Consider the following 26,726-nt stretch of genomic DNA (forward strand, 5'->3'; position numbering starts at 1 on the left):
GATACCTTATTATAATACTTCTGTTCTTTGGGTGTATACTCCCAATCTTTTTTGTAATTTTGCGGGGAAATTTTATAGGTATGACAATAACTGAGTTGCAACAACAATATGCTGCCCATCCCAATATGGCAGTAATGAAGCGCTTGTTGAAGGACACTTCCGTTCAGACTGTTTTTTGCGGAGGACTGTGTGCATCCGCCGCTTCTCTTTTTTCTTCTGTACTGGTGCAAGAGGGTGGTTGCCCGTTTGTATTTATTTTAGGTGATCTTGAAGAAGCCGGATATTTCTATCACGACTTGACGCAGATATTGGGTACGGAAAGAGTATTGTTCTTTCCATCTTCATTCCGTCGCTCCATCAAGTATGGACAAAAAGATGCGGCCAATGAGATTTTGCGTACAGAAGTACTTAGCCGCTTGCAAAAGGGGGAAGAGGGATTATGTATCGTTACGTACCCGGATGCATTGGCGGAGAAAGTGGTGTCGCGCAAGGAATTGAGTAATAAAACGCTGAAGCTGAATGTAGGAGAGAAAGTGGATACCACTTTCATCACCGATGTGTTGCATAGTTATGGTTTTGAATATGTAGACTACGTATATGAGCCGGGACAATATGCTGTTCGCGGTAGTATTATCGACGTTTTCTCTTTTGCTTCGGAATATCCTTATCGCATCGATTTCTTTGGTGATGAAGTGGAAAGTGTTCGTACCTTTGAAGTGGAGTCTCAATTATCCCGTGAGAAGAAAGATGGAGTGTCTATCGTTCCCGATTTGGCGGTGACAGGAGATGTAACGACTTCTTTTCTGGATTTTATCCCGAAAGAGACTACCTTGGCGATGCGCGATTTTCTTTGGTTGCGCGAGCGAATCCAGGTGGTACACGATGAGGCGCTGACTCCACAGGCAATAGCCGTTCAGGAGGCCGAAGAGAATGGTGGCATTACATTGGAAGGGAAATTGATAGACGGCAGCGAGTTTACTGTACGGGCACTCGATTTCCGCCGGTTGGAATTTGGTAATAAACCGACCGGAACGCCCAATGCCAGCGTTACTTTCAATACATCTGCCCAGCCTATCTTTCATAAGAATTTCGATCTGGTAGCTTCTTCTTTTAAGGATTATCTGGAAAAAGGCTATTCGCTTTATATCTGCAGTGACAGCATGAAGCAAACAGATCGTATCAAAGCTATTTTTGAAGATCGGGGTGATAAGATTAATTTTACTCCCGTAGAACGTACCATTCACGAAGGTTTTGTAGATAACACACTGCGGCTCTGTATCTTCACAGACCATCAGTTGTTTGATCGTTTTCATAAATATAATCTGAAAAGTGATAAAGCCCGTTCGGGAAAAGTGGCACTATCCTTGAAAGAACTGAATCAGTTCACTCCGGGAGACTATGTGGTGCATACGGATCATGGTATCGGACGTTTTTCCGGCTTGGTACGTATTCCGAATGGTGACACTACGCAAGAGGTTTTGAAACTGGTGTTTCAAAATGAAGATGTGGTGTTCGTCTCTATTCATTCCCTGCATAAGGTTTCCAAATATAAAGGTAAAGAAGGAGAGGCTCCCCGGCTTAACAAATTAGGTACAGGTGCATGGGAGAAACTGAAAGAACGTACGAAGAGTAAAATCAAGGACATTGCCCGCGATTTGATAAAATTGTATTCGCAGCGTCGTCAGGAAAAAGGTTTCTCTTACAGTCCCGATAGTTTCTTGCAGCGTGAGCTGGAAGCATCCTTTATTTATGAAGATACACCGGATCAGAGTAAGGCGACGATTGATGTCAAGGCGGATATGGAAAGTGACCGTCCGATGGATCGTCTGGTCTGCGGAGATGTAGGATTTGGAAAAACAGAAGTTGCGATTCGTGCGGCTTTCAAAGCCGTTGCCGATAATAAACAAGTAGCCGTTCTGGTTCCGACAACAGTACTTGCTTACCAGCATTTTCAGACTTTCCGTGAACGTCTGAAAGGCTTGCCGTGTCGGGTGGAATATTTAAGCCGCGCACGTACTGCCGCACAGACCAAAGCTGTATTGAAGGGATTGAAAGATGGAGATGTCGGTATTCTGATAGGTACCCACCGTATCTTGGGAAAAGATGTCCAGTTTAAAGACTTGGGATTGTTGATTGTGGACGAAGAACAGAAATTCGGTGTCTCTGTCAAAGAAAAGCTGCGCCAGTTGAAAGTGAATGTGGATACACTGACTATGACTGCTACTCCAATTCCCCGTACCCTTCAATTTTCATTGATGGGTGCACGCGACTTGAGTGTGATTTCTACTCCGCCACCCAACCGCTATCCGATTCAGACCGAAGTGCATACTTTTAATGAAGAAGTGATAACGGATGCCATCAATTTTGAGATGAGCCGCAACGGTCAAGTCTTCTTTGTCAATAACCGGATTGCGAACTTGCCGGAATTGAAAGCGATGATCGAACGTCATATCCCGGATTGCCGTGTAGCGATTGGACATGGACAGATGGAACCGACAGAGCTGGAGAAGATTATTCTGGATTTTGTCAACTACGACTATGATGTACTCTTGGCAACTACAATCATCGAAAGTGGTATTGATATTCCGAATGCCAACACTATCATTATCAATCAGGCGCAAAACTTTGGATTGAGTGATCTCCATCAGATGCGTGGACGGGTAGGACGTAGTAATAAAAAAGCTTTTTGTTATCTGCTGGCTCCTCCGTTAGGTAGTTTGACAGCCGAAGGAAGGCGACGTCTTCAAGCAATTGAAAACTTTAGTGATTTGGGAAGTGGCATTCATATCGCCATGCAGGATTTGGATATTCGTGGAGCCGGAAATCTGCTTGGAGCCGAACAAAGCGGATTTGTTGCCGATTTGGGATATGAGACATATCAGAAAATTCTTACTGAAGCTGTCCATGAGTTAAAGACAGACGAGTTTGCAGAACTGTATGCGGATGAAATCAAGGGCGAAGGACAAATTAGTGGAGAAGAGTTTGTAGACGAGTGTCAGGTAGAAAGCGACCTCGAACTATTGTTGCCTGCCAACTACGTAACAGGCAGCAGCGAACGTATGTTGCTCTATCGCGAACTGGATGGACTGACATTGGACAAAGATGTGGAAGCTTTCCGTGCTCGTCTGGAAGACCGCTTCGGACCGGTTCCCCGGGAAACGGAAGAACTACTCCGTATTGTGCCTCTACGCCGTCTTGCAGCCCGTTTGGGTGCAGAGAAAATCTTCCTGAAAGGTGGGCGGATGACCTTGTTTTTTGTTTCCAATCCGGATAGTCCGTTCTATCAAAGTAAGGCTTTTGGTAAAGTGATAGACTATATGATGAAATATACTCGTCGTTGTGATTTGCGTGAACAGAACGGCAGACGGAGTATGCTGATTAAGGATGTTACTAATGTGGAAACGGCGGTCAGTGTGTTGCAGGAGATTGTGGCTTTGCAATGATAAGTGGACTCTGATAATTGGTGTTTTTTAATGAGATTCAAAAGAATAAGTTTGTTTTATTACATAAGTCTGTTTATCTTTGAACTCATAATAATTTAGGTATTACAGATATGGCTGCAAAATATGAACCACAGGAAAATGAGATGCCGGAACAGGTTAATGAACCGATAGCTGCTTATCAAAGGACAGCTTCTGATATGAGTCTTTATATCCCTACGGAATATGAAAGAGAGATTATCATGCGTTCGGAAAAGGATTATGAAGAAGGTCGGTTGTATACTCAAGAAGAGGTCGATAAGCAGGTGAAACAATGGCTAGATTAAAGATTGTGTGGACAGAAACTGCTACAATTGTTTTGCGGCGGATTTTGACTTTCTATCGTGTAAGAAACGGAAATTCCAAATATAGTCGTTCTATCTATACAATGATAAACGATGTTCTGAAGTTAGTTGCCAAATATCCATATATATACAAAGCTACTTCTGTGCCTAATATACGTGTTTTTCATTGTGATTACTTTAAGGTATATTATAGAGTGCTTGAAGAATATATTCTTGTGGAAGCTATTTTTGATACTCGCCAAGATCCTGATAAAGCCCCTTTTTAAGAATTTATCTTTTCTTTCCGTATAACTTGTCTATCAAATCTGAACGTCCGATACGTCTCAACTCATTGATGATGTTTTTTCGTTCTTCCGGTTTGTACCAGAAAAAGAATTGGCGTTGTGCAAGTTTCTCCCGTTGGGTTTTGGCACTGAATATCGGTTCTAGCGTGTATGGATGGAATCCGCTATACCAGGCTTCGGTAGCCACTGTCATCGGAGTAGGAGTGAAGTCCTGCACTTGTTCCAGGTGGAAGTCCAGACGTTTGGTGATAACGGCAAGTTCCGCCATGTCTTCTTCATTGCATCCGGGATGCGAAGAGATAAAATACGGAATCAGTTGTTGACGCAGATTTTCTTCCCGGTTAATGCGGTCGAATATCTTTTTGAATGTTTCAAATTGCTCAAAAGAAGGTTTGCGCATTATAGATAATACCCGGTCACTGGTATGCTCCGGAGCCACTTTTAACCGGCCACTCACATGATTGACTATCAATTCACGGGTATATTCGGCAGTGCTACGGTTGGTAGTTTCATCTTTGCTTTGATGAAGTAACAGGTCATAGCGTACACCGCTACCGATAAACGATTTTTTGATTCCGGGCAAGGTATCCACGGCATGGTAAATATCCAGTAAAGGGCGGTGATCGGTATTCAAATTCGGACAAACTTTCGGGTGAATACATGACGGTCGTTTGCATTTTTTGCAAATAGCTTCATCTTTCCCTTTCATCTGATACATATTAGCGGAAGGACCTCCCAAATCACTTAAATATCCCTTGAAATCGGGTAACTGAATAACTTCTTTTACCTCTTTCAGTATAGACTCTTTGCTTCGGCTGACAATAAACTTTCCCTGATGGGCGGAAATGGTACAGAATGCACAGCCGCCGAAACATCCCCGGTGAATGTTGATGGAAAATTTAATCATATCGTATGCCGGAATCCGTTTCCCTTTGTATTTTGGATGAGGCAGGCGGGTATATGGTAAATCAAACGAATGATCGAGGTCTTTCTGGCTCATTGGAGGATAGGGAGGATTGACTACGACTATCTTATTCCCTACTGCTTGTGTGATTCGTGAAGCCGAATATTTGTTGGATTCTTCTTCGATATGTCGGAAGTTACTAGCCTGTTTCTTTTTATCTGCCAAACATTCTTCGTGTGAATAAAGTTGAAGGTCATCTTCGGCAGATGTCCATTCTGTTGCACGACAAAGATAGGCTGTCTGGGGCACAGATCCGATAATTGTTCTAAATTTGCTGCTTGTCAGTACAGGTTCTTCAGTGGTGAGCAGGCTTTTCATATTTTTCACCAGGTCTGCAAGAGGCTTTTCTCCCATTCCGTAGATGAGCAGATCTGCTCCGCTGTCGCACAAAATACTCTTTTGCACTTTGTCCTGCCAATAATCGTAATGACTCAATCGCCTTAAGCTAGCTTCGATTCCTCCAATGACTACCGGAACATCCGGAAAAAGTTTCTTTAGTATCTGGCTGTAAACTGTAGAAGGATAGTCCGGGCGCATATCCGGTCGGCCGTCCGGAGTATAAGCATCTTCACTGCGTAGGCGTTTGTTGGCGGTATATTTATTAACCATTGAGTCCATGCATCCGCCGGAGATACCGAAGAATAGCCGTGGACGTCCCAACTTCTTGAAGTCGCGCAGGTCGTCACGCCAGTTAGGTTGGGGAACGATGGCTATTTTCAAACCTTCCGCTTCGAGAATGCGTCCGATAACGGCAGCACCAAAAGAAGGATGATCCACATAAGCGTCAGCACTGAATAGAACGACATCCAATTCATTCCATCCGCGAAGTTCAACTTCTTTTTTGGTAGTGGGTAACCAGTCGGTCAATCGATATTCTTTCATGCTGCAAAGATACGGATAATAAAAAACATCCCAATGATTTTTTTATTCATTGAGATGTTTAACTTCAATCATCAGGATGTTTTCTTCCAATCATTGGAGTGTTTTCTTAAAACTTCCCGTTGATTGTGAACTGTAATGTCATTTGTTCTCCGTCATAGATTTCACGGAAGCCGATACCTTGCTCGGACAGATATTCCTTTAGATCCTGAAACGCATCAGCATGGTTCATGATAATCTCTATTGTTTCACCCGGAGAGGCAGTGCACATCGCTTTTATTGCAGGAATCAGCGGACTGTATGCTGTTATTCCGCAGGTATCTACCGTAATCATTATTCCTCCTCTTCTTCCGCTTCCGGACTGGAGAGCCAGGTAAGATAAAGCTTGATGAGCTGTTGCAAGCCGAATGCCTTCATATTATTGTGATAAATCACGTCGATACAAAGGTCCAGCAAGTCTTTACTGTCTTCCTCCTGACTGGCGATAAGGGAGCGGATATTTAGTTTCAACTTATCCAGAACTGCTTCATCTATAATACCGGTACTGTCGATAAGATGACGGAACAGAGCATATTTTTCAATCGTTCTCAAGTTTTCATTAGATACTTCTATGCTGCGTGTACCGCTGGGATTTGCTTGTATAGTATACATTGTTTTTTAGTTTTAAAGGTTATTATAGTAGCAAAGATAGAATTTAAAATGAGAAACGAATTAAAAAAAAGGATATTTTTTATTTTTGAGTAAAGAATCCCAAGATGCCTGCCATAATGGTTGCCCGGTCTGCTTCGGACTGGATACTTTCAAAAGGAAAGCCCAATACAAAAGTACGGTAGTTTCCTTTGTAGGCAATACCTGCACTCTGATTGCCGGGTGCATACGTAAATACGGGGAAGGCAGTATCTACGGGAACAATACAATCGGCAGCAGGTACAGCATAACTGCTTTCATTAGGCAGACGTGGGATTGTAATAGTACGGCCCAATCCTTTAATCTGATTCGAACTCTTATCTGTCAGGCTACCTTGATAACCATATTTCAGTATTTTCTCTGTAAACTCCCGGTTTCCTTGTGTTCCACTCATATCACTTCCTACATAAGCACCACTGACAAACAGGTTACCTCCCGCTTGGCAATAACTGGTCATAATCCGTTGCATAGCCGAAGAGAATGTCTTGTAATATGCTTTATTTGCAGGATCTTCTTTTTCCAGTCCCAAAATATAATCTACCACCGGATAATCTTCTAATGTAACCAATCCGTTCTCTACTGCTTCGTCGCTGCATGATACGAAACTATATTTTCCGGCTGCCTGAATTGCTTTTCCGTGAATAAAAGGATAGTCGAACGTGTTTCCTGCAATTTTCATTCCTTCTAATTCGTTTCCGCTATGTCCCAGACTTCCTTTTCCTTCTTTACCGGCTTGTGTACGGTCGAAGCCGGTTTGTGCTCCGCAAAATGAAATATTCGATATATACGGAACGCCGGGATCTTGCATTAGATCGAATCCAGCTTTATCAGAAGTGTTAACGACCGCCGGACCGCTGATTCTGTCAAAGCCATTGATGATGATTACTTTTCCCTGTTCACGTTTGGCTTTATAGGCAGAAAGGATTTCAGAAGGAAAACTTTCCCCACCCCGGTTTACAGCAGTTACTTTGAATGAATAAACAAGTCCCGGTTCTATCTTAACGGTGTGGGACGTTTTGCTGACTAAAGTGCCATTGTCAAAACCTCCATAACCGATGCGGGTATATACAATGTATTCCCGTGGTCGTGCAGTCGGTTCTTGCGGATCGTCTTCGCCTTTCCATGAAAGTTCTAATATATTCTTTTTCTTTCCGAATTGAATGGCGAAATTGCTCACAGGCAGAGGCTGAACAATGTATTCTTTATCGTGCTGGTTGGTAATGAACTGCAAAATACCTTTGTAAATAGCACGCCCCACTGTAAACTTGAAGTTCGGATCATGTCCTAACTGCATATCTGCGAAGTTCTGGTGGGAGAGTAATTCAATAATCGTAGAAGGTGTAGCCGGAAGACGTGTTTCGCTATAATTCCGGTTCCACATGCTGCGGCGTGTCCACGGCAAGCTGTAGCTTGAATAAATATCTTTCTGAATCTGTGTCAGCAGAATGTCTGCCAGATCACGTGAGGCATACCGGTCTGTTCCTGCATTCAGTTTGCCATTATTGAAATCGGTGGTGTAAATGCCGAGTGATCCGATCAGTTCGTCTGTTTTGCTACATCCGGCGTCACTGTGCAATGCCATCGTCATTTCCAAAGGTACGCCCAGACCCGACTGTTGTGGGTTATAGACGGAACTGCCCGATAAATAATTGATAACGTTAGAGCGTGTGTTGATATCGTCTGTATAGTCGTTTTCACCTTTTCGTCCGGCATATACTTCGTATGGCATTCCCGCCCATTGAGCAGAGTAGCGTGCTCCTTCCAAGTAACGCGGTAGCCCGCTGATTTTTCCTCCACGGGCAATGTTTCCCATTCCCCCTCCAAAACGTACTGCATCGGCGCATACAACCCCATGTTCGCTGCTCTCGTTACTAAGTACCACCATGCCGTAGTCGTTGCTCCCTTTATCGAATTCAAAAGTTCCGAGGTAAACCCATGTGCCTCCACCTATTTTCTGATTAACTTTAAATTCGGTTACTCCTCCGTTATGGAATACCAGATATTTGGCGTCGCTTACACTGTTGGGCAATGTTTGGTAGGAAACATAAACTGCATACTTGCCTGTTGCCGGTAGAGTAGGCACCCATTCGGCAAATACCTGGTCTTTATTCTTCTTTTTCTTTCTCTCTGTCGGAATAAAACGACAGGTTCCGTCAGTGAAAGGATTTTCTCCATCTTTATAGATTGTTTTCTTCTGAGCAAATCCTCTTACCGGAGCATTTGCCCAATTAATCTTTTTACCCCCCATTTCCAAATAAAGGGAAGCATTGGGGGTATCATTATCTACAATGATTTCATTCTTTTGTGTATCTCGTTCGCGGGGAGTATAGACAATCGCTCCTGCATTTTCCAGCATTGGAATTACATAAGGAAGGACAAAAGATTGAGTGAACATGTCTTCTGTGGTGCAGAATAATCGGGGACGTTGCCATCCCCATTCGTTTTTATCATTTTTGAAATAGTTGCCGTGGCTTTGCCAGATTGCAATGTGGCGGTCTTGTAGTCCGCGTGAGATTTCATTAGGACGTGAAGTGTTTTTCACCCAGGGAGCTCCTCTATAATCTACATTTAAGGATAACCGCTCCTTATCCTTTTTCTTATTCCGGTAGAAATTAGGTACCAAATCTTCAATGGGTTTCCCATCCGCATAAATGGTGAGTTGGTAATAATGAACGGGACCCGGAAGCAATTCTTTAACTTGATTATAAATGTTTTCTACAGTTTCCGGACGGAAAGGCTGGTAGGCGAAACTCTCCGATGCATAGATTGCAATCGTCTTACGGTCGTAATTAATATCGAAGCTATTCAGTTTAGGAGTGCTGATTTTGGCTGTTGCGGTATATTGGTTGAAGTAATCCGTCAGCCGCTCTTTTACATTTCTTTCAATATCCTGCGCAAAAAGAAAAGTTGCACAGAATGCAAGGCCTAGAAAAAATACTATTATTTTCTTCATACTTGTTGCTTTTTTGCTAAACGCAGATTATCACGGATTATCGCAGATTGTTTTATTCTATTTTTCTTTGCGAAAATCTGCGTTAATCCGCGTTTAATTCTCCCCGCAAAAATAAACAAAAAAGAGCGAGAAGTATCGAAACTTCCCACTCTTCTTTCATTGTTTTATATTCTCTTAATTAAGAATGATTACTCTTATAATGGAACATATTCTACAAATGCTTCCATTGCTTCGTAAGAAGCCAATCCCAATTGGTCGTACAAAGTAGCTGTACCACGGTTACGATCCTCGCTACGTTGCCAGAACAAACGTTCGTCGTTACCCAGGAACGGAGCACTTTCCATTTGCGACTGATGTTTCAGGATAGAGTTACGTTTTGCACGAAGTTCTTCCGGACTGATAGGCACTGCCATTTCAATATTCTCGATTTCCCATTCAGCCCACGCACCACGGTACATCCAGATACGACAGTCTTTTAGCCATTTGGCACCTTCTTCTTTTTCAAGATCGACAGCAGCAAATACAGCGTCTGTACATACACGGTGAGTTCCATGTGGGTCGGCTAAGTCACCAGCAACAAAAATCTGGTGAGGTTTTATTTCACGGAGCAAGTTGCGTACAATTTCTACGTCTGCTTCACTGATTGGGTTTTTCTGAATCTTACCTGTTTCATAGAATGGCAGATCGAGGAAGTGGCAACGTTCCAGCGGTATATTATTATAAGTACAAGCTGTACGGGCTTCACCACGACGAATCAGACCTTTGATAGTCAGAATATCACGACTGTCCATATCACCGTCTTTCTTCTCCTTCAGGAAATTGCGTATTTCTATATATTTTTCATTGATAACCAAATCTTCGCTATTATTGAAGAGCTGATTGAATCCATTGATAAAATGCATGAAACGAACTACTTCTTCGTCACCTACGGCGATATTACCGGAAGTTTCGTAAGCTACGTGTACTTCGTGCTTTTGTTCTACCAAACGGCGAAGCGTACCACCCATTGAAATAACATCATCATCCGGATGCGGAGAGAAGATGACCACACGTTTCGGATACGGTTTTGCGCGTTCCGGACGATAGGTATCATCAGCATTAGGCTTACCGCCCGGCCATCCGGTAATAGTGTGCTGCAAATCATTGAAGATTTTGATATTTACATTGTACGCAGAACCGTAAAGTGCCAGAAGTTCACTCAAACCGTTTTCGTTATAGTCTTTATTTGTCAACTTCAAAATCGGTTTGCCGGTCAACTGACACAACCAAACGATTGCACTGCGGATTAATTTATCATTCCATTCGCAAGAAGTGACTAACCATGGACGTTGGATACGTGTCAGGTTCATAGCGGCTGAAAGATCAAGAGCTACATGTGCATTATTGTGAGTTTGCAGATAAGAAGCAGGAATTGTGTCAGTGATCGGACCTTCCACACACTCTTTAATCATAGCTGCTTTGTTTTCACCCCATGCAAGCAGATAAACTTTCTTTGCGCCAAGAATAGTAGCTACTCCCATTGTAATGGAGCTGATCGGCGTATTATCCAGCGTTCCGAAAATCTTGGATGCCTCGTTTCGTGATGCATTATCTAACAAAATCAGACGAGTGGTAGAATTCAGTCGGGAACCCGGTTCGTTGAACGCAATGTTACCTACACGACCAATCCCTAACAAAGCAATATCAATACCTCCGAAGCTTTCAATGCGTTGTTCATACAGACGGCAATATTCGAAGATGGTATCTTTGGCAATGCTTCCATCGGGAGTGAATATATTCTGCTTGTCAATGTCGATGTGATCCAGCAGCATACTCTTCAAAGCATTGAAGTTACTGTTGATTGCATCGGGAGACAACGGATAATACTCATACATATTAAATACGATCACATTGCGGAAGCTAAGTCCCTCTTCCTTATGCATACGGATAAGCTCGGTATATACGTGGCTGGGTGAATCTCCTCCAGGAAGAGCCAATACACAGAAACGTCCTGCCTTTTGTTTTTCGCGGATGGTTTGTGCTATTTCGCGCGCAATATAGTTAGCACCTTCTTCTACGGATTCGTAGATGTCCGTAGGGATTTTCTCGAGTCTTGTCAAGACTGATTTTTCAAATGCATTCTCCGGTCTGTAGTATCTGGGGGAGACCCGGTGGAGACTGATTTGAGAACTAAGATTTGTTTTCATAAAGTTGTTAATTAAGTTATGTAAGATTAGCGTCCTTACGACTGTATTTTCACGACAAAGATACAAAAGAAGTCTATATAATTAACTACCGAGTTCTAGGTATTGTTGCTACATGAATCTGTTTTTAACATTTGTTATTTGGCAAATGTTATAGATGGAATTCGTCTGCATCTTTCCATACCGGGAACTGCTCTCTGAATTGGTGGAGAGCAGTGAGATTTACACTGACAGTCGTTATTCCTTCCTTTCCATCTGGAAATGAGCCGATTTCTTCTCCGAAAGCGGAGTAGACTTTACTTCCTCCATTATATGAAAGTTGGTACCCGTCTGTACCTACTCTGTTGACACCGCATACATAGCATTGATTTTCTAAAGCGCGTGCCCGGAGTAGAGTATCCCAAACCAGACGGCGGGGGATAGGCCAGTTGGCTACATATATTAAAAGGTCGTACTCGTTGCCTACGTTTCGGCTCCATACAGGGAAACGAAGGTCATAGCAAACCAGCAGGCAGATATTCCATCCGTGATAGGGGATGATGAGTCGTTTATCACCGGCCGAAAAATGTTCGGCTTCCCGTCCCATACGAAACAGATGTCGTTTGTCATAATAGAACTCTTCTCCTTCCGGTGTCAGAAAGAACGCACGGTTATAAAACTGTTCGTTCTCTGTTGCTATATAGCTTCCGCAAATGGCTAGCTGGAATTTGGCGGCCCATTGTTTGAGTGTTGTAATGGTTTCCCCGGAATTTGGCTCTGCCAGTATTTTACTCTGCATACTGAATCCGGTAGAAAACATCTCCGGTAAAACAACAATCTCCGTTATTCCACGAAGACTTTGCAGCTTTTCGTGGAGCAAACGGAGATTTTCTTGTTTATTTTCCCAAACAATATCGGTTTGTATGATAGAAATACGGATAGACTCCATGATAACTAAGTATTAAGTAATAAGTATTAAGTATTAAGCCGTGCGGATAAGTATATCAAAAGCTACGATTAATACCTAATACTTAAATCATATTTCTCCAAGAGCAAAATTCTCCGGATGTTTTCCTTTGAAATCCTTGAAGTAAAGTTTGATTTCTCTCATGTCCTTATTAATATCTCCTGACGGCATGATAGCTTTCGTTGCCGAAATCGTTTTCTTGCTGTAATCAATACCAATCAGAACGATCGGAACCTGGGCTTTCAAGGCTATAAAATAAAAGCCTTTTTTCCAGTTTGGATTCGCTTTACGGGTTCCTTCGGGAGTGATAGCCAAATTAAACTTTTTATATTCGGCAAAATTATGAACCATCTGATCTACTAGCGAAGTTTTTCGACTGCGGTCGACGGGAATTCCGCCAACTGCTTTGAAAAAAAATCCAAGCGGAAAGAAAAACCATTCTTTTTTCATCATGAAACTTGTCTTACGGCCTATAGCACCATAAAATAGTTTTCCAATAAATAAATCAAGGTTTGTTGTGTGTGGAGCGGCACATATCACGCATTTATCATAATTAGGCACCGTAACGTTTGTCTTCCACCCTAACAGGCGGTAATAGATAAAGCTATAAATTGCTTTTTTCATTCTGTTTTTAGTTCAATTTCCCTATAGCTTCAATAATCTCGTTTACCTTTGCATTAAAATCAGCACGGAATTTCTTATAAAAACCTTTCACGTTGCCCGGTTCTGTGTGGCTGATGCGAGTGACAAACTCATCCTGCATCTTCAGTACCTCTGCCATCAGTTCATCTGCTTTCACCTTGTCTGTGCCAGGGATGAACATACTGTTGATTAAACACTCGGTGAATAATTCTCCTGCGATATAGTTTACGTTCTTTTTGAGTTCTCTTCTACTTGCCATAATCTTTACATTTAATGGTGAATAATAAAAAATACTTGCGGTAAAGATAGGCACTTTCTTTGATTTGGGCGAATTATACAAGGAAAAAATAAAATAAGGGAGTTTTTAATATCTTTTTTATATGTATATAATGTGGTATTAAATCAAAGTATGGGATATATGATATGAATTAAAATTAAACGTTATTGAATGGAATATGTCCTGATATTATAAAATGGCATGAAAATGTGGAGAACTTTATTTATTTCTATTCCTTTTTGACAGATTATTGAACCTTTGGAATAGATAAAAGGAGTAATTTTACGGTATTCTTAATCTAGGTAATAAGCAGACAAATTTTTATCTAAATAAATTAAAGGGAAGACAATGAATTTAAGTTTTTTGATGGAGAAGAGGCATTCCTATTTTATATCTATGATATTGCTTTGGACGTCTTTTAGTTTGGTGAGTCAGAGCAGTTGTGCGCAAAATCAGGAGAAAATAATATGTAATGGTATTCCTTGGTTTGATGATCAGGGAAAAATTGTAAATGCTCATGGAGCATGTATTGTGGAAGATGCCGGACGGTATTATTTATTCGGGGAATACCGTTCGGATGAAACGAATTCTTTTGTTGGTTTTAGTTGCTATTCGTCCGACGATTTATCTAATTGGAAATTTGAACGTATCGTGCTTCCAATACAAAAAGAGGGATTGTTAGGTCCTAATAGGATTGGTGAACGTGTGAAGGTCATGAAGTGCCCTTCTACTGGAGAATATGTGATGTATATGCATACCGATGATACGAAATACTGTGATCCTTGTATCGGGTATGCCACTAGTAAAACTATTAATGGTGAGTACATATTCCAAGGACCTTTTAAAATAGGGAATGAACCTATCCGAATGTGGAATATGGGAACTTTTCAGGATACCGATGGGACAGGCTATTTGCTGATTCATGAAGGAGATATCTATCGTCTTAGCGAGGATTATCATTCTGCAGAAAAAAGACTCGTGAAGAATATGGCGCCTGGTGGCGAGTCGCCTGCCATGTTTAAAAAGGAGGGCATTTATTATTTTTTGTTTTCAAATAAGACAAGTTGGGAAAAGAATGATAATTATTATTTCACAGCTCCGGCAGTGGGCGGTCCGTGGAAGAAGGGTGGTTTGTTTGTCCCTGAAGGTAAATTAACGTATAATTCACAGACTACTTTTGTCTTTCCTTTGACACAAGGAAAAGATACAATTCCAATGTTTATGGGAGATCGCTGGTCCTTTCCTCATCAGGCTTCAGCTGCCACTTATGTCTGGATGCCTATGCAAGCGGATAAGGGAAAACTTTCCATACCAGAATATTGGCAGGCATGGGATATAAAAACATTATCACAGGTGGATGCACTGGATAATGGCCAAATATTATCTCTCCGGAAAACACGATCTGAAGCAGGATGGGAAAGGAGAGGGGAACAGTTGTGCTCAAACTTGAAAAATAGTGTATTGAACATTCCTTTTAAAGGTACGCAGGCAGCTATAATAGGAGAAGCCAATTCTCATGGTGGATATGCAAAGGTGAGTGTACTTAATAGAAAAGGTAAAACCCTTTATTCGTCATTAATTGATTTTTATAGTAAATATCCGGAGTCAGCTATCCGAATCGTGACTCCAAGTTTTGCTAAAGGAAAATATATTTTGAGAATTGAGGTTACAGGAATTTCACCAGTGTGGACGGACAAGACAAAAGCTCGATATGGTAGTGACGATTGTCTGGTTACATTGGATAAAATAGTTGTTTTTGAATAATATATTAATCATAGTGGAAAAACAAAATGGAAAAAGTAAAGAAGATGTTACCTAAGTTTTGTGGCTTTCTGTTTTTCGGAATGATGGGTACATTTGTTTCGGCACAGAAAATTAGTTATCAGGTGAATTCTCAAACAGGAGCCTTGCAAACATTAAGTATTGCGAATGACCCACAGAAGATGAACTGGCTGGTAGCTACTGACGGAAGTCAATATCGGTGGGTCAAGGAGAATTATGGATGGGGATTGGGATATGCAACCCAAGTAAAAGGAAATCGGAAAGAAAAAGTATCTTGGGAAGTCCCTGTTGAAATAAAGCAAGAAGGAAACGAGGTCGTTTATATGGCAGGTGACATACGTATATGTGTGAAAAGAAAAATGGTAGGTGATGAGCTTGTAGAAGAATATACTTTTCGGAATCAGGGAGAGGATGAGGTGGTACTTGTTGATATAGGCGTCTATACACCATTTAATGATAATTATCCCGGTTCGCGTACATGTATAAATGCCCGCACTAATACCCATATTTGGGAGGGAGAAAATGCCGCCTACATAAATGCTCTTCGAATGGGAGGCTATGCGCCGCACCTGGGGTTAGTGTTGACGAAGGGGGCAGTTAAAAGTTATGAGATATGGGAGCGTGGCAGAGATAAAGGCAATTCTCATACAAGAGGGATTATAACTCTGAATTTGCCGGATTTGCAGTTGATGCCCGGGAAAGAATATTCGATATCTTGGTGTTTATTTGCTCATAAAGGTATAGACGATTTTCGTCAGAAACTGTTAGAAAAGGGAAGTGTATTTGTTTCTTGTAATAAATATGTGTTTGAAAAAGGGGAGAAGGCATTTATAGAGTTGGCCGCTGAAAACTCCATTCAGAAATGTGTATTAAAAAAACAGGATATTCATATTCCGATGAAAAAGCGAGGTAACTTGTGGATAGCAGAAGTTAAGATGGAGCAATTAGGAGAGAATCGTTTTGATATTTTTTATGGGGAGGGGAAACAAACGCACGTAACTTGCTTGGTTATCGATAATGTGGACAGCTTGATAAAAAAACGGGTTGACTTCATTTGTGACCATCAGCAGATGAAAGAGTCAAATACACGTAAAGATGCTTTCATGGTTTATGATAACGAAAAGAATGAAATATATTTGAATAATACTCGCAACTGTAATCCTGTCGATCGGGATGAGGGTGCCGAACGTGTTGGAATGGGAGTCTTGTTGGCTAAATATTATCAATTGCATCCTGATGATCATATAAAAACAGCTTTGTTGAAATATGCAAAATTTCTACGTAATAGATTGCAGGAAAGTGATTACAAGACATTTTCTTCTGTCGATCGTAAGGGAAGAAATAGAGCATATAACTATGCATGGGTAGCGGATTTTTATTTTCAAATGTACAAAATCACAGGAGACAAGCAATATGCAGTAGATGGCTATATGACTTTACGGTCTATGTTTCGTCAGTTCGGGCATGGTTTTTATGCTATAGGGATTCCTGTGCATTTAGGGTTGCAAACATTGAAAGCTGCCGATATGGATGTTGAATATGAAACTCTGAAGAATGATTATATACAGGTTGGAGATACTTTTGTGAAAAACGGACTGAATTATCCGGCAAGTGAGGTTAATTATGAACAAGCAATTGTAGCTCCCTCAATTATTTTCTTGTTACAGCTTTATCTGGAAACGGGAATTCAAAAATATTTGGATGGAGCTAAACAGCAGATGCCGGCATTGGAAGCGTTTAATGGGAATCAACCAAGTTATCATCTGAATGAAATTGCAATCCGGCATTGGGATGGTTACTGGTTTGGAAAACGGGAGATGTGGGGAGATACCTTTCCTCATTATTGGAGTACATTAACAGGAGCTGCTTTTTATCTGTATGCACAATGTGTCGGAGACAATACTTATAAAAGACGTGCTGAAAATATCGTAAGAAACAATCTTTGCCTGTTCTTTGAAGATGGTAAGGCCTCTTGTGCTTATATCTATCCTAATAAAGTAAACGGCGTAAAGGCCGGATTTTATGATCCTTATGCTAATGATCAGGATTGGGCATTAGTTTACTATTTACTGGTGAATAAAGATATTTATTAGTCAGCGATAGCACGTTTTCTAGATAACAATAAAGCCGGTTAATGTTTGAAGTTAACCGGCTTTATTGTGACTTTATTGATTACTTGTTATTCTGGAGTTCCAAAAGCTGCAAATTCATAAATGCCGTCAGCCCACATTGCAGAATTTCCTTTATGTATATTGACAACGCCATAGATACGCAGACGTAAATATCTATAAGCTGTAGGGTCTTCTACATTCAGAATCAGAAATCCCACTTGCCAATTTGTTCTGCCGTCTACAAGCATTTTATAGCTTTTGCCATCTGGACTTCCTTCAATTGTATATTTATAGGCCGCTTCAGAACCATTGACTAATCTTGTGGAAAGATTTATTTCTGAAATTCTAGCTTTTTTCTGCATGTCTATAGTAAACATGTAAGGTGTACCTATGGTAGCATTTGAACTTTTTTGGAAGTAAGTGGAGGAGTCTAAACTTGCTCCATCGGTAATACAGTCGGCTTTGACTCCTTTTGCTCCAGATACAGCAGATGTAACAGGAACATTTAATGTCAAATTCTTACCATTTTGTACAGGGATAATTCCATAATCGTCGTTGAATTCCAAATATCTGTAATAATCCATGGAAGCATACCCTTTATTAAATGCAGCAATAGAGATTCTGGGGAAGTTACCGTCCGGAGTTTTATATTTCCGTTGTGCCCCCCAATGATAGCTCCATACTCCATAAGTTGTTCCTACTTTACTAATTCTGTTGAATTGTGCATCAAAGGTAGTATTATTACCAATTTCTCTCATAGGTGTCCATTCACCTGCCAAGTCTGTTGTTGAGGTATACATCGTTTGACTTGGGTACCATCCGGAAGCCTTTGAACTGAAGAAGTAGTATTCTCCATCTTTCTTGATGATTGCAGGAGTTTCTCTATGTAATCCTTTGCATATTGTGTTGACTAATTCGACAGGTTTGGTCCAAGAAGCATCCAATTTATATATATTTATATCACTGTTTGTGTTAGTGGCAGAAAGGAGATATGCCGTATTATCATCATCAATAAAAAGCGATTGGTCTCTTGAATCATGTCCTAATGGACGTTCCATAGTACCTACTTCAAGTTTACCTTTAGGGGTAATTTGCGCTAGATAGATTTTAGCTGCTGTGTATCCATTTTCATCTTCATAATGCGAAGATAATACAACTTTTCCTGTCTTTGGATTATATCGGAACGCATTACCTTCCATTTTAACATTCGGATAAAAGACCAACTCTCTAGGAGTACTCCAACTTCCATTTAATCCTGTTTTAGAGTAACTTTCAGTGACTAGCCATCCTTTGAGTTGTTGTCCATCAACAGTCTTCTCCGTATTTTCTATTTTATAGGAAAAATAAAGATCATTGATTTTCATTCCTTGTGGTTTGTTACCGGAGGATTCTTTTGTGATGTATTTGCCATTCAGGTTGTCGTAAACTTTACTTTCACCGGTAGGGATAAAAGTGGTAGCTTGTTGAGAAATGGAAGTCGCAACTTTTTGTCCGTTATAAAAAGCTTCTACATGGTAAGTAAAAGTTTTGTTGACCATTAGATTGTAATCATCGTATGTGTTACCTTTAGCTTCTCCAATCAGGTTATTGTCCCGGTATATTTTGTAGAGGTCAGCATCTTTTCGTTGCATCCAGTTTAACTTGACATTGTTGACTTCATTGCTGCCTGCTAGTTTGAAAACGGTAGTTGTGACTGCCCAACTACTTACTGTCTCCATACTGATCTCTCGGGATTGAAAAGCGAAAGAAGGAACAGTTGACAGATTGGGCAGACATATAAAAATGAATAAGAGGTAGATCTTTATTCGTTGCTTTTTTATATTCATAATCTAATTAATTTAATTAATTGTTTGAAATATGTCTGGAAGTTATTGGGCTCCCATTAGTTTCAAATTATTAGTCCTGTAAGTTGCAGCGAAAATGTCTGCTTCTTTATATTGGTATTTATCTGAATCGAAATATACAGCAAAATCCTGCATAAGTTTTTTAGAATATTCTGTAAGGTATAAACTTGTTCCATCGAATGTATTTGAACCGGAAACAGTAATATATTTCTTGTCTTTTGCATTCTGTATCTGATAATAACCGTCTTCTAGCAAGTTAAATATCCAACATTGAGCATCATTCTGTTTTTCCGGATTTAAACGCAGGGTTCCGAACAATGATTCTAAGAATTTTCCAGTTTTAATGTCTTTTAGTTTATATCCATTAGGAATATCAGTTTTAATAAACTCCAAACTTAAATTAATGGTATCATTGTCATCTGCTATACTAAAACCATTAATCGGTTTTGATACCAAACGGTCTGAGTTTTTCTCCAATAGTGAATAAATATTACCGTTTATGATCTTTTCAGCTCTTTTATAACGGTACATTTTATCAAAGATACTTAAATCCCATTGGTTATACCACTTCACTACTGGATATCCTGAACGCATACTGATCGGCAACCATACATGGTGGGATTTCTCTACATTTTTGGAATTCCAGCGATCTCCCATATAGATATATGCATTTGTTTTATTGTTCACTTTAAAAACATAGCAGCTTTGTGAATTATAAGTTACTTGTTTTAGTTTGTCTACTGCAAAGTTGCGACCGGTAGTCCATTCATTTAAAATACTAGTAGTATATGCTGTTTTTCCTGGATTAGGAGCCCAGCCAGTACAACCCGAGAACAACCCATAATAGTAATCACCAACTTTAAAAATAGCTGGTGCCTCGTATTTTAGCCCTTTCAATATTTTGGTTTCAGTAGGGGTGGGTTCTAAATAATCATCTCTCAATAAAGAAACATTCATGTTGGTGTTCATGTCTGTTGAACAGAAATGGTAGGCATCTCCGTTTGTATCTACAAAAAGAGTTTGATCACGTGATTCGTTTTTGTTGGGACGAAAAGTTTTATATAGTATATAGGGACCTTCTATCCTGTCACTTGTTGCCACACAGACTCTTGCAGCTCCATATCCATCACCACTTTCCCAATGAGTCCACATGACCCACTTTTTTGTTTTAGGGTTATAAATAACCTTGGGACGTTCAAATAAGCGTCCATGCGATATGTCATTCATGTCTTCTTTAGGTTCTCCTTTTGTTTTTAAAGACAACCCTAGCCGCTTCCAATTATATAAATCTTTAGACTGATAGCAACTTACCCCATTAGAAACAAAGCCTGTGCGATCTTCTCCAAACCAGTAATAAAATCCATTTTCAAATACTACACAACCGCCATGTGCGTTGATTTGTTCTCCGTTTATATCATTCCACAAAACACCCGGACTAATCTGAGTGTTTTGTGAAAAAGCAGAAATAACAGAAAACATAAAGTATATAAATAGAATATGTCTCATAATTTTGCTATTTATTCTTCTATATTTTAATATATCTTTTGGCAATGTTATTCAGATGGAAGATTAATTGTTATAGTAGGTTGCATGGGGGCATAGGCACCGGATTCATCAATAGTGAAGTATTCTATATCTGCAGTGTTATCCACGAAACCAAATTTAGGTGTATAGTTACATGATACTCCTGTTAATTTAGCGTTGTCAACTCGGATTGCACCGATGTCATTACCCCATTTACCACGTCCTACAGTGAAGGATATGCGTAGCTGTTTACAATCTGCAGAAGTTGTATAGTCCATAGAGTACATTTCCCAATTATCACTGGCTATTTCTGTAACGACTTTTTTTTCTTTATTTTGTGCTTCTTCAATGATCATTTTGCCAGTCAGTGTACCTGCTTTTTTGGCAATGCCACCTTTGAGTAAGGCAGATAATGTATAAGTTTCATTAGGGGCAACGTCTACAACCTGCATGAGAATTCCATCACTCCAGCCAGCGGCCCATTTATAAGGTTTTATTTCGAAGATATGATTATCAATATCTTGCATATTGTCTATCTCTTCCGGCTTGATATATTGTTCAGAATTCCATCGGTCACCTATTACAACATCCCATCCTTCAACAGCTGTTACTAGTTTGCTTTCCGGATTTGTGTCAAATTCCCCTTCAAAGTCGGGATTTTTCAATAGATTTTCTACAGCTTCTCCAATTCCCGATGCAAAGTATGGCTGGGGAGCATAGTCGATAATACGAACAGAGTCAATTGGCATACCGTCTCTGTAAATAAAAGCGCGGTTATCAGGAGTTACTGCAATACGATAAGTGTGTGCCTCTCCGTCATTGTTATAGAATTTGCCTAGTCCACCTTCTTTTCCTGTAGTGGCGGGGTTGGAAATATTTTTTTTGTATGCATTATATAATCCGACTTCAGTAGAAGTTATATATGCCTTAAATCCATAACCTTTTTCATTGACAAAGTAAGGATAGAAACATTTTTCCGGTTCATCAGTTTTTACTCTAAATTCAAGGGTGTATCCTTTGGAACTGGGAGTGAACGTTTTGTTGAAGTCGGAATCATTTCCACCTTTGTAAATGGGCGATTTTGAGATGGCTTTAGCAGGAAGTGCAGTGCCATATCCTTTTACTTTCAAATAAGAACGATAATCTCCATTTCGTAGTACTATTTTGCCTTCTGTTAGTATTTTGGAACTATTTAAAGTTACGGTTACTTTTTGTTTACCGCTATTGGCAGGTATCACAGATGGAGATACAGTAAACCCGTTTGGCGCAGTAATTTTTATTTCTTTATTTGTGAGTGATTCAGAATTTATAAAGAAATGTTCAGATTTGTTTGTTCCATTGATAATCATTAGTGGTAAATGAGCATCTTCTGTTACTTTTGGGGCTTCTTCTTTTTTCTCATCTTCCGGTATTGTAGCGTAAGCAGTTGTTATACTACTAGTCAACAATGTCATTGATAAGAACATGATTTTTACATACTTTCTTTTCATGATACTGAATGTTTTATAGTTTAATATTAATAATTGATTTTATGAGCGTATTATTCTTTTGCAAAATTGCGGAAACTATTTATAATAAGAGTTCTTGAATTAATCAAATACGTCTAATTTTGAATTATTAGTTTTTAGTTGTGGTTACAGGGGTATAAAAATCATTCAGAAGGTCTGAAAATCATTCAAGAATGTTTTTTTATGGCGGCTTTGCTTTATTTTATAGTTAAATAGCTTGCTTTAAAATGGATTTTCATTTATTATTGTGCTGAATTTATAATATAAGCTATGAAAATAAACAGAACTACTATCATATTTGTGCTTTTTATAATGAATATAATAGGTCCTATTACGGCACAAGAATTCTCCGTAGAGATACTTCCATTGAGTAAACAGTTGCCTTCTAATTCTGTTCAGAGGGTATTTCAAGATCGTGAAGGTTTCATGTGGTTTGGTACTCGTGAAGGCTTATCCCGCTATGATGGCTATCGGATCTTGACTTTTCGGTCTGGAAAAACGACTCCGGATTTATTGACTGATAATCAGATTACATGTATTACAGATTCTTGGGAACGTATATTGATTGGTACTAAAAAAGGGCTGAATATACTGAATAAGAAAACTTATGAAATTAGTCATATTGATAATGAAGAGTTGAAAGATCAGGAAATTCGTTCGATATTGTTTGATTCAAAGGGATATATATGGGTAGGAACTTATGTGGCATTATATCGTTGTTCCAGTGATTTTTCTTCTTGTAAAAGGTATGATAGTTCTTTGCCCGTAACAAGTGTAAATTCCATTTATGAGGATGCTGATAAGAATATTTGGGTTACTTTTTGGAGAAAGGGAATATTCCGCTATGATCGGATAAAAGATACTTTTGTAAAATATCCGGCGCTTGGTAAGGAGAATAATCCATTCAGTGTTTTTCAAGATGACAAGAAGCAGCATTGGATAGGTACATGGGGAGAAGGACTTTATAAGTTTTATCCGGAGGAGAGCGATGAGCAAGTTTATATGCCGGTAGAAAGTGTAAAAGAGGGTGAATTGCCAGAAAATGGTACTTTTTTCAGTATTCAGCAAGATAAAAAATATGGATATCTATGGTTAGTTAGTTCTCGGGGACTTTATGTTGTTCGCAAGCGAGTTGATAATTTAGTGGAAACGATTGATATTAGCGACATTTCGTCTAAATTGAATAACATTTTCAGTGAAATATGCTTGGATAAATCGGGTAATTTGTGGATCGCTTCTTTTAATGAGGGAGTAGCCTATATTAATTTGGATAAACCGATTATTCAGAATTATCCGATGCCATCTATAAAGAAGACAACAGGGCTTACTACCAATATTCAAGCTATTTATAATGATAATGATGGGGATATTTGGATTAATCAGAATCGTTTAGGATTAGGAATCTATAAAAAAGATAGTAATAAAATTATCTGGTATAGAGATATACCAGATTTGAGAGGCTTATCTGGTATCGAAACTATTGGCTGCATCGGGTATTCTTCTTCAAATGACCAAATTTTGGTGGGACCATCCTACCAGCCATTTATCTATATTTTAAAGAAAGAGAATGGACAGGTTAAACTTGTTTCGCCGATAAATTTGCAGCAATATATAAAAGGTGCCAGTAATAATCCGCAATTTTTTTATGAAGACAAGAAGCTTAATGTTTGGGTTATAACATCATTGGGACTGTTTGTGAAGCCTGCTGGTGATTATAATACGCTAAAAGAAACAGGTTTTCTTCAGAGAGAAATAACAGGACTGGCAGAAGATAATTTGGGGCATATATGGGTAAGTACCAGACGTAATGGAGTTTTCTGTTTGACTGTTTCTGATGATTTTCAGATTAGAAAAGAGAATGTTGTAAAATTTGATGTGGAATCAGGACTGCTAATAAGTGATAATATTGAAGATTTATGTACGGACAACGAAGGAAGGGTATGGATGGGAAGTCAGGAAGGCTATGTGTTTTTGTACAATCAAAAGTCTAAAACAGTTGAAGATTATTCGGATGTATTTACTACTTTAACTGAAGGTGTTCAGGATATGATGATGGATAAAACCGGACATCTTTGGATTTCTACTAATAAAAGAATTATAGAATATGATCCTAAAACAGGGGGACAGATAAACTATCAGGCCGGACAGGACATCGTTGTAAATTCCTTTACAAAACACTCTTGTTTTGAAAGTCAGGCAGGAGAAATGTTTTATGGAGGAAATAGGGGGATTGCTGTATTTATGCCTTATAAACGCCTGGCTGATAAACCGGAGAAAATACGAACTCATATTGTGGATGTTAAAATGGGAGATGAATCATTATTAACAGGAAATCTCAATGAACGTTTTAATTTGCTTAAAAGAACCTTGAAACTACACGCCGAAGATCAAAATATAGAGATTGATTTTTCTTCCTTAAATTATAGTTTTCCGACAAAAATCCAGTATGCCTATAAAATGGAAGGAGTAGATAAAGACTGGGTGTATATTAAAGATGGACGCCAATTCGCCTATTATAACCGGCTTCCTAAAGGAAAGCATACCTTTTGTGTGAAAGCAACGGATATAAATGGGTTGTGGAGTAGCCTTGTGACAAAAGTGCAGGTGGACAAGGAACCTGCTTTTTACGAGACTTGGTGGGCTTATGTAATTTATGTAATGCTCATTCTATTAGTCTGCTATTCTTTTTATTATAGAACAAAACGAAGAATGCAATTACGTCATGAATTAAGTGTTGCTCAAATAGAAAAGGAAAAGTCGGAGGAACTTGTTCAGGTAAAATTGCGCTATTTTACAAACATCTCCCATGATCTTCTCACACCATTGACTATTGTTACTTGTTTGATTGATGATGCAGAAATCACTTATAAAAATAAGATTCCGCAGTTTGACATGATTCGTACCAATGTGAATCGTTTAAAAAGATTGTTGCAGCAAATACTTGATTTCCGTAAAGTGGAGAGTGGAAATATGAAACTGAAGGTGACTTCAGGAGATATTGTATCTCTGATTCGTGATGTATGTGATTCCAACTTTATGCCTTTGATTCAGAAGAAGAAACTGACTTTTACTTTTGAATCACCAGAAGAAACAATACAGGCATATTTTGACGTAGATAAGATTGATAAAGTTGTTTTTAATCTTTTATCTAATGCTTATAAATATACAGGAGAGGGGGGAGAAATAAAGGTTGCATTATCGGTTTTTCTACAGAACGGTCATACTTATCTATCTATAATAGTCAGTGACACAGGTAAAGGAATCGCTTCGGAAGATATTGATAAGATATTTACTCGATTTTATACCAATCAACATTGGGTGTCGAGTGAAACTAATGGTATAGGTCTTTCACTTACAAAGGAATTATTAGAACTGCATCATGGAACAATAAGTGTGGAAAGTGAAGTAGGCAGAGGTTCTTCATTTACTGTAATTATTCCTATTGATAAGGAAAGCTATACAGAGGCAGAGATAAATGTGGAATCATCGCAGGAACTGAAAAGGGAGAGCGGAATTGGTACAGTGAATGCTGAAAATAATATATTGGATTGGAAGCAGTTGGAAGAGGGAGACATAAATACTACGATTAGTGATATTCGCCTTTTATTGGTAGAAGATAATGAAGAATTACTATATTTGATGAGGCGTATCTTATCCAAGCATTATTATGTGCTGACAGCTAAAAATGGAATAGAAGCTTTAGAAGTGATGAAAGAATATGAAGCTGATATTATTGTAAGTGACGTTATGATGCCTGAAATGGATGGCTTGGAATTGTGTCGTGTCGTTAAGGGTAATCTGGATACAAGCCATATACCTATTATTTTATTGACAGCTAAAAATAGTGCGGAAGACCGTATTGAATGTTATAATGCCGGAGCTAATGCATATATCTCCAAGCCCTTTGAATTGAAGGTGCTTGAAGCTCGTATTGATAATTTTCTGGCAGAGAAGAAGAGCAAACAGGAAGAATTCCGTTCAGATGCTGAAGATATAAACTTTAATTTGTTGGATGCAACTGATATTGATAAGGAATTTTTAAAGAAAGTGACAGATGTCATACAGGAAAATCTATCATCGTCCACATTTGATGTAGTTCAGCTGGCAGATGCTTTAGCTATGTCTAAGTCTTCTCTTTATCGTAAGACAAAGGCGATAATAGGTTTGTCTCCGGTTGAGTTTATTCGGAATGTCCGCTTGAAACAAGGAGTGAAGATGTTGAAAAATAAATCGATTTCTGTATCAGAAGTAGCATATATTTGTGGGTTTTCTAATCCTAAGTATTTCTCAACATGTTTTAAAGAAGAATTTGGTATAACTCCTAAAGAGTTTCAAAAATCAGATATTAGTCAGTGAGT

The 26,726-nt window shown here is 39.2% G+C and carries 17 protein-coding genes; 6 read left to right on the forward strand and 11 right to left on the reverse strand.

The annotated features are described in order from the left end of the window. Positions 1–80 precede the first annotated feature (80 nt). The 3 genes from mfd to NQ505_RS14485 all read left to right on the forward strand — a co-directional run bounded on the left by mfd (position 81) and on the right by NQ505_RS14485 (position 4,050). Positions 81–3,443: a transcription-repair coupling factor gene (gene mfd / locus NQ505_RS14475; RefSeq protein WP_004319506.1), complete on the forward strand. Its 3,363-nt coding sequence runs from the start codon at positions 81–83 to the stop codon at positions 3,441–3,443. Positions 3,444–3,553: 110 nt separating this feature from the next. After that, positions 3,554–3,766 carry a hypothetical protein gene (locus NQ505_RS14480; protein WP_004297361.1) on the forward strand — a complete coding sequence of 71 codons (213 nt, stop codon included), beginning with the start codon at positions 3,554–3,556 and terminating at the stop codon, positions 3,764–3,766. Further along, a complete protein-coding gene (locus NQ505_RS14485; protein WP_004297362.1) occupies positions 3,754–4,050 on the forward strand; it encodes a type II toxin-antitoxin system RelE/ParE family toxin in 297 nt (98 codons plus the stop codon). The genes NQ505_RS14480 and NQ505_RS14485 overlap by 13 nt, the downstream gene beginning before the upstream one ends. A gap of 4 nt (positions 4,051–4,054) precedes the next feature. Here NQ505_RS14485 and NQ505_RS14490 read toward each other — a convergent pair whose 3' ends face one another. From NQ505_RS14490 to NQ505_RS14525, 8 genes are all read right to left on the reverse strand, one after another. Beyond that, positions 4,055–5,914, reverse strand: a complete 1,860-nt coding sequence (locus NQ505_RS14490) for a YgiQ family radical SAM protein (RefSeq protein WP_004325559.1) — start codon at positions 5,912–5,914, stop codon at positions 4,055–4,057. A gap of 106 nt (positions 5,915–6,020) precedes the next feature. Beyond that, positions 6,021–6,245 (reverse strand): sulfurtransferase TusA family protein, encoded by a 225-nt coding sequence (locus NQ505_RS14495; RefSeq protein ID WP_004306023.1) that lies wholly within the window; start codon positions 6,243–6,245, stop codon positions 6,021–6,023. Continuing rightward, complete coding sequence (locus NQ505_RS14500) at positions 6,245–6,562, reverse strand: hypothetical protein (protein ID WP_004325560.1); 318 nt, start codon at positions 6,560–6,562, stop codon at positions 6,245–6,247. The genes NQ505_RS14495 and NQ505_RS14500 overlap by 1 nt, the downstream gene beginning before the upstream one ends. A gap of 79 nt (positions 6,563–6,641) precedes the next feature. After that, positions 6,642–9,551: a xanthan lyase gene (locus NQ505_RS14505; protein WP_004325561.1), complete on the reverse strand. Its 2,910-nt coding sequence runs from the start codon at positions 9,549–9,551 to the stop codon at positions 6,642–6,644. Between the two features lie 194 nt (positions 9,552–9,745). After that, complete coding sequence (locus NQ505_RS14510; RefSeq protein ID WP_004297369.1) at positions 9,746–11,737, reverse strand: glucosamine-6-phosphate deaminase; 1,992 nt, start codon at positions 11,735–11,737, stop codon at positions 9,746–9,748. A 148-nt stretch (positions 11,738–11,885) separates the two neighbouring features. Further along, positions 11,886–12,662, reverse strand: a complete 777-nt coding sequence (locus NQ505_RS14515; RefSeq protein WP_009000910.1) for an amidohydrolase — start codon at positions 12,660–12,662, stop codon at positions 11,886–11,888. A gap of 87 nt (positions 12,663–12,749) precedes the next feature. After that, entirely contained in the window at positions 12,750–13,304 is a 555-nt protein-coding gene (locus NQ505_RS14520) for a 1-acyl-sn-glycerol-3-phosphate acyltransferase (protein WP_004325563.1), read from the reverse strand. Between the two features lie 7 nt (positions 13,305–13,311). Then, complete coding sequence (locus NQ505_RS14525) at positions 13,312–13,581, reverse strand: hypothetical protein (RefSeq protein ID WP_004306027.1); 270 nt, start codon at positions 13,579–13,581, stop codon at positions 13,312–13,314. A gap of 366 nt (positions 13,582–13,947) precedes the next feature. Here NQ505_RS14525 and NQ505_RS14530 point away from each other — a divergent pair, with 366 nt between their 5' ends. Then, entirely contained in the window at positions 13,948–15,363 is a 1,416-nt protein-coding gene (locus NQ505_RS14530) for a family 43 glycosylhydrolase (RefSeq protein WP_009000911.1), read from the forward strand. Positions 15,364–15,389: 26 nt separating this feature from the next. Further along, complete coding sequence (locus tag NQ505_RS14535) at positions 15,390–17,474, forward strand: DUF5695 domain-containing protein (RefSeq protein WP_009000912.1); 2,085 nt, start codon at positions 15,390–15,392, stop codon at positions 17,472–17,474. A gap of 86 nt (positions 17,475–17,560) precedes the next feature. On the opposite strand, the gene NQ505_RS14540 is transcribed toward NQ505_RS14535, so the two are convergent. Genes NQ505_RS14540 through NQ505_RS14550 form a run of 3 tightly spaced genes read right to left on the reverse strand, consistent with a single transcriptional unit; the run spans position 17,561 to position 22,350 of the window. Further along, positions 17,561–19,318 carry a family 43 glycosylhydrolase gene (locus tag NQ505_RS14540; protein WP_009000913.1) on the reverse strand — a complete coding sequence of 586 codons (1,758 nt, stop codon included), beginning with the start codon at positions 19,316–19,318 and terminating at the stop codon, positions 17,561–17,563. A gap of 42 nt (positions 19,319–19,360) precedes the next feature. Continuing rightward, complete coding sequence (locus NQ505_RS14545; RefSeq protein WP_009000914.1) at positions 19,361–20,842, reverse strand: family 43 glycosylhydrolase; 1,482 nt, start codon at positions 20,840–20,842, stop codon at positions 19,361–19,363. A gap of 47 nt (positions 20,843–20,889) precedes the next feature. Next, positions 20,890–22,350 carry a sugar-binding protein gene (locus tag NQ505_RS14550; protein WP_009000915.1) on the reverse strand — a complete coding sequence of 487 codons (1,461 nt, stop codon included), beginning with the start codon at positions 22,348–22,350 and terminating at the stop codon, positions 20,890–20,892. A gap of 288 nt (positions 22,351–22,638) precedes the next feature. Here NQ505_RS14550 and NQ505_RS14555 point away from each other — a divergent pair, with 288 nt between their 5' ends. Beyond that, complete coding sequence (locus tag NQ505_RS14555; protein ID WP_009000916.1) at positions 22,639–26,724, forward strand: two-component regulator propeller domain-containing protein; 4,086 nt, start codon at positions 22,639–22,641, stop codon at positions 26,722–26,724. The last annotated feature ends 2 nt before the right edge of the window (positions 26,725–26,726 follow it).

The sequence above is a fragment of the Bacteroides sp. D2 genome (assembly GCF_025147085.1).
In the GTDB taxonomy this organism is placed as follows: Bacteria; Bacteroidota; Bacteroidia; order Bacteroidales; family Bacteroidaceae; genus Bacteroides.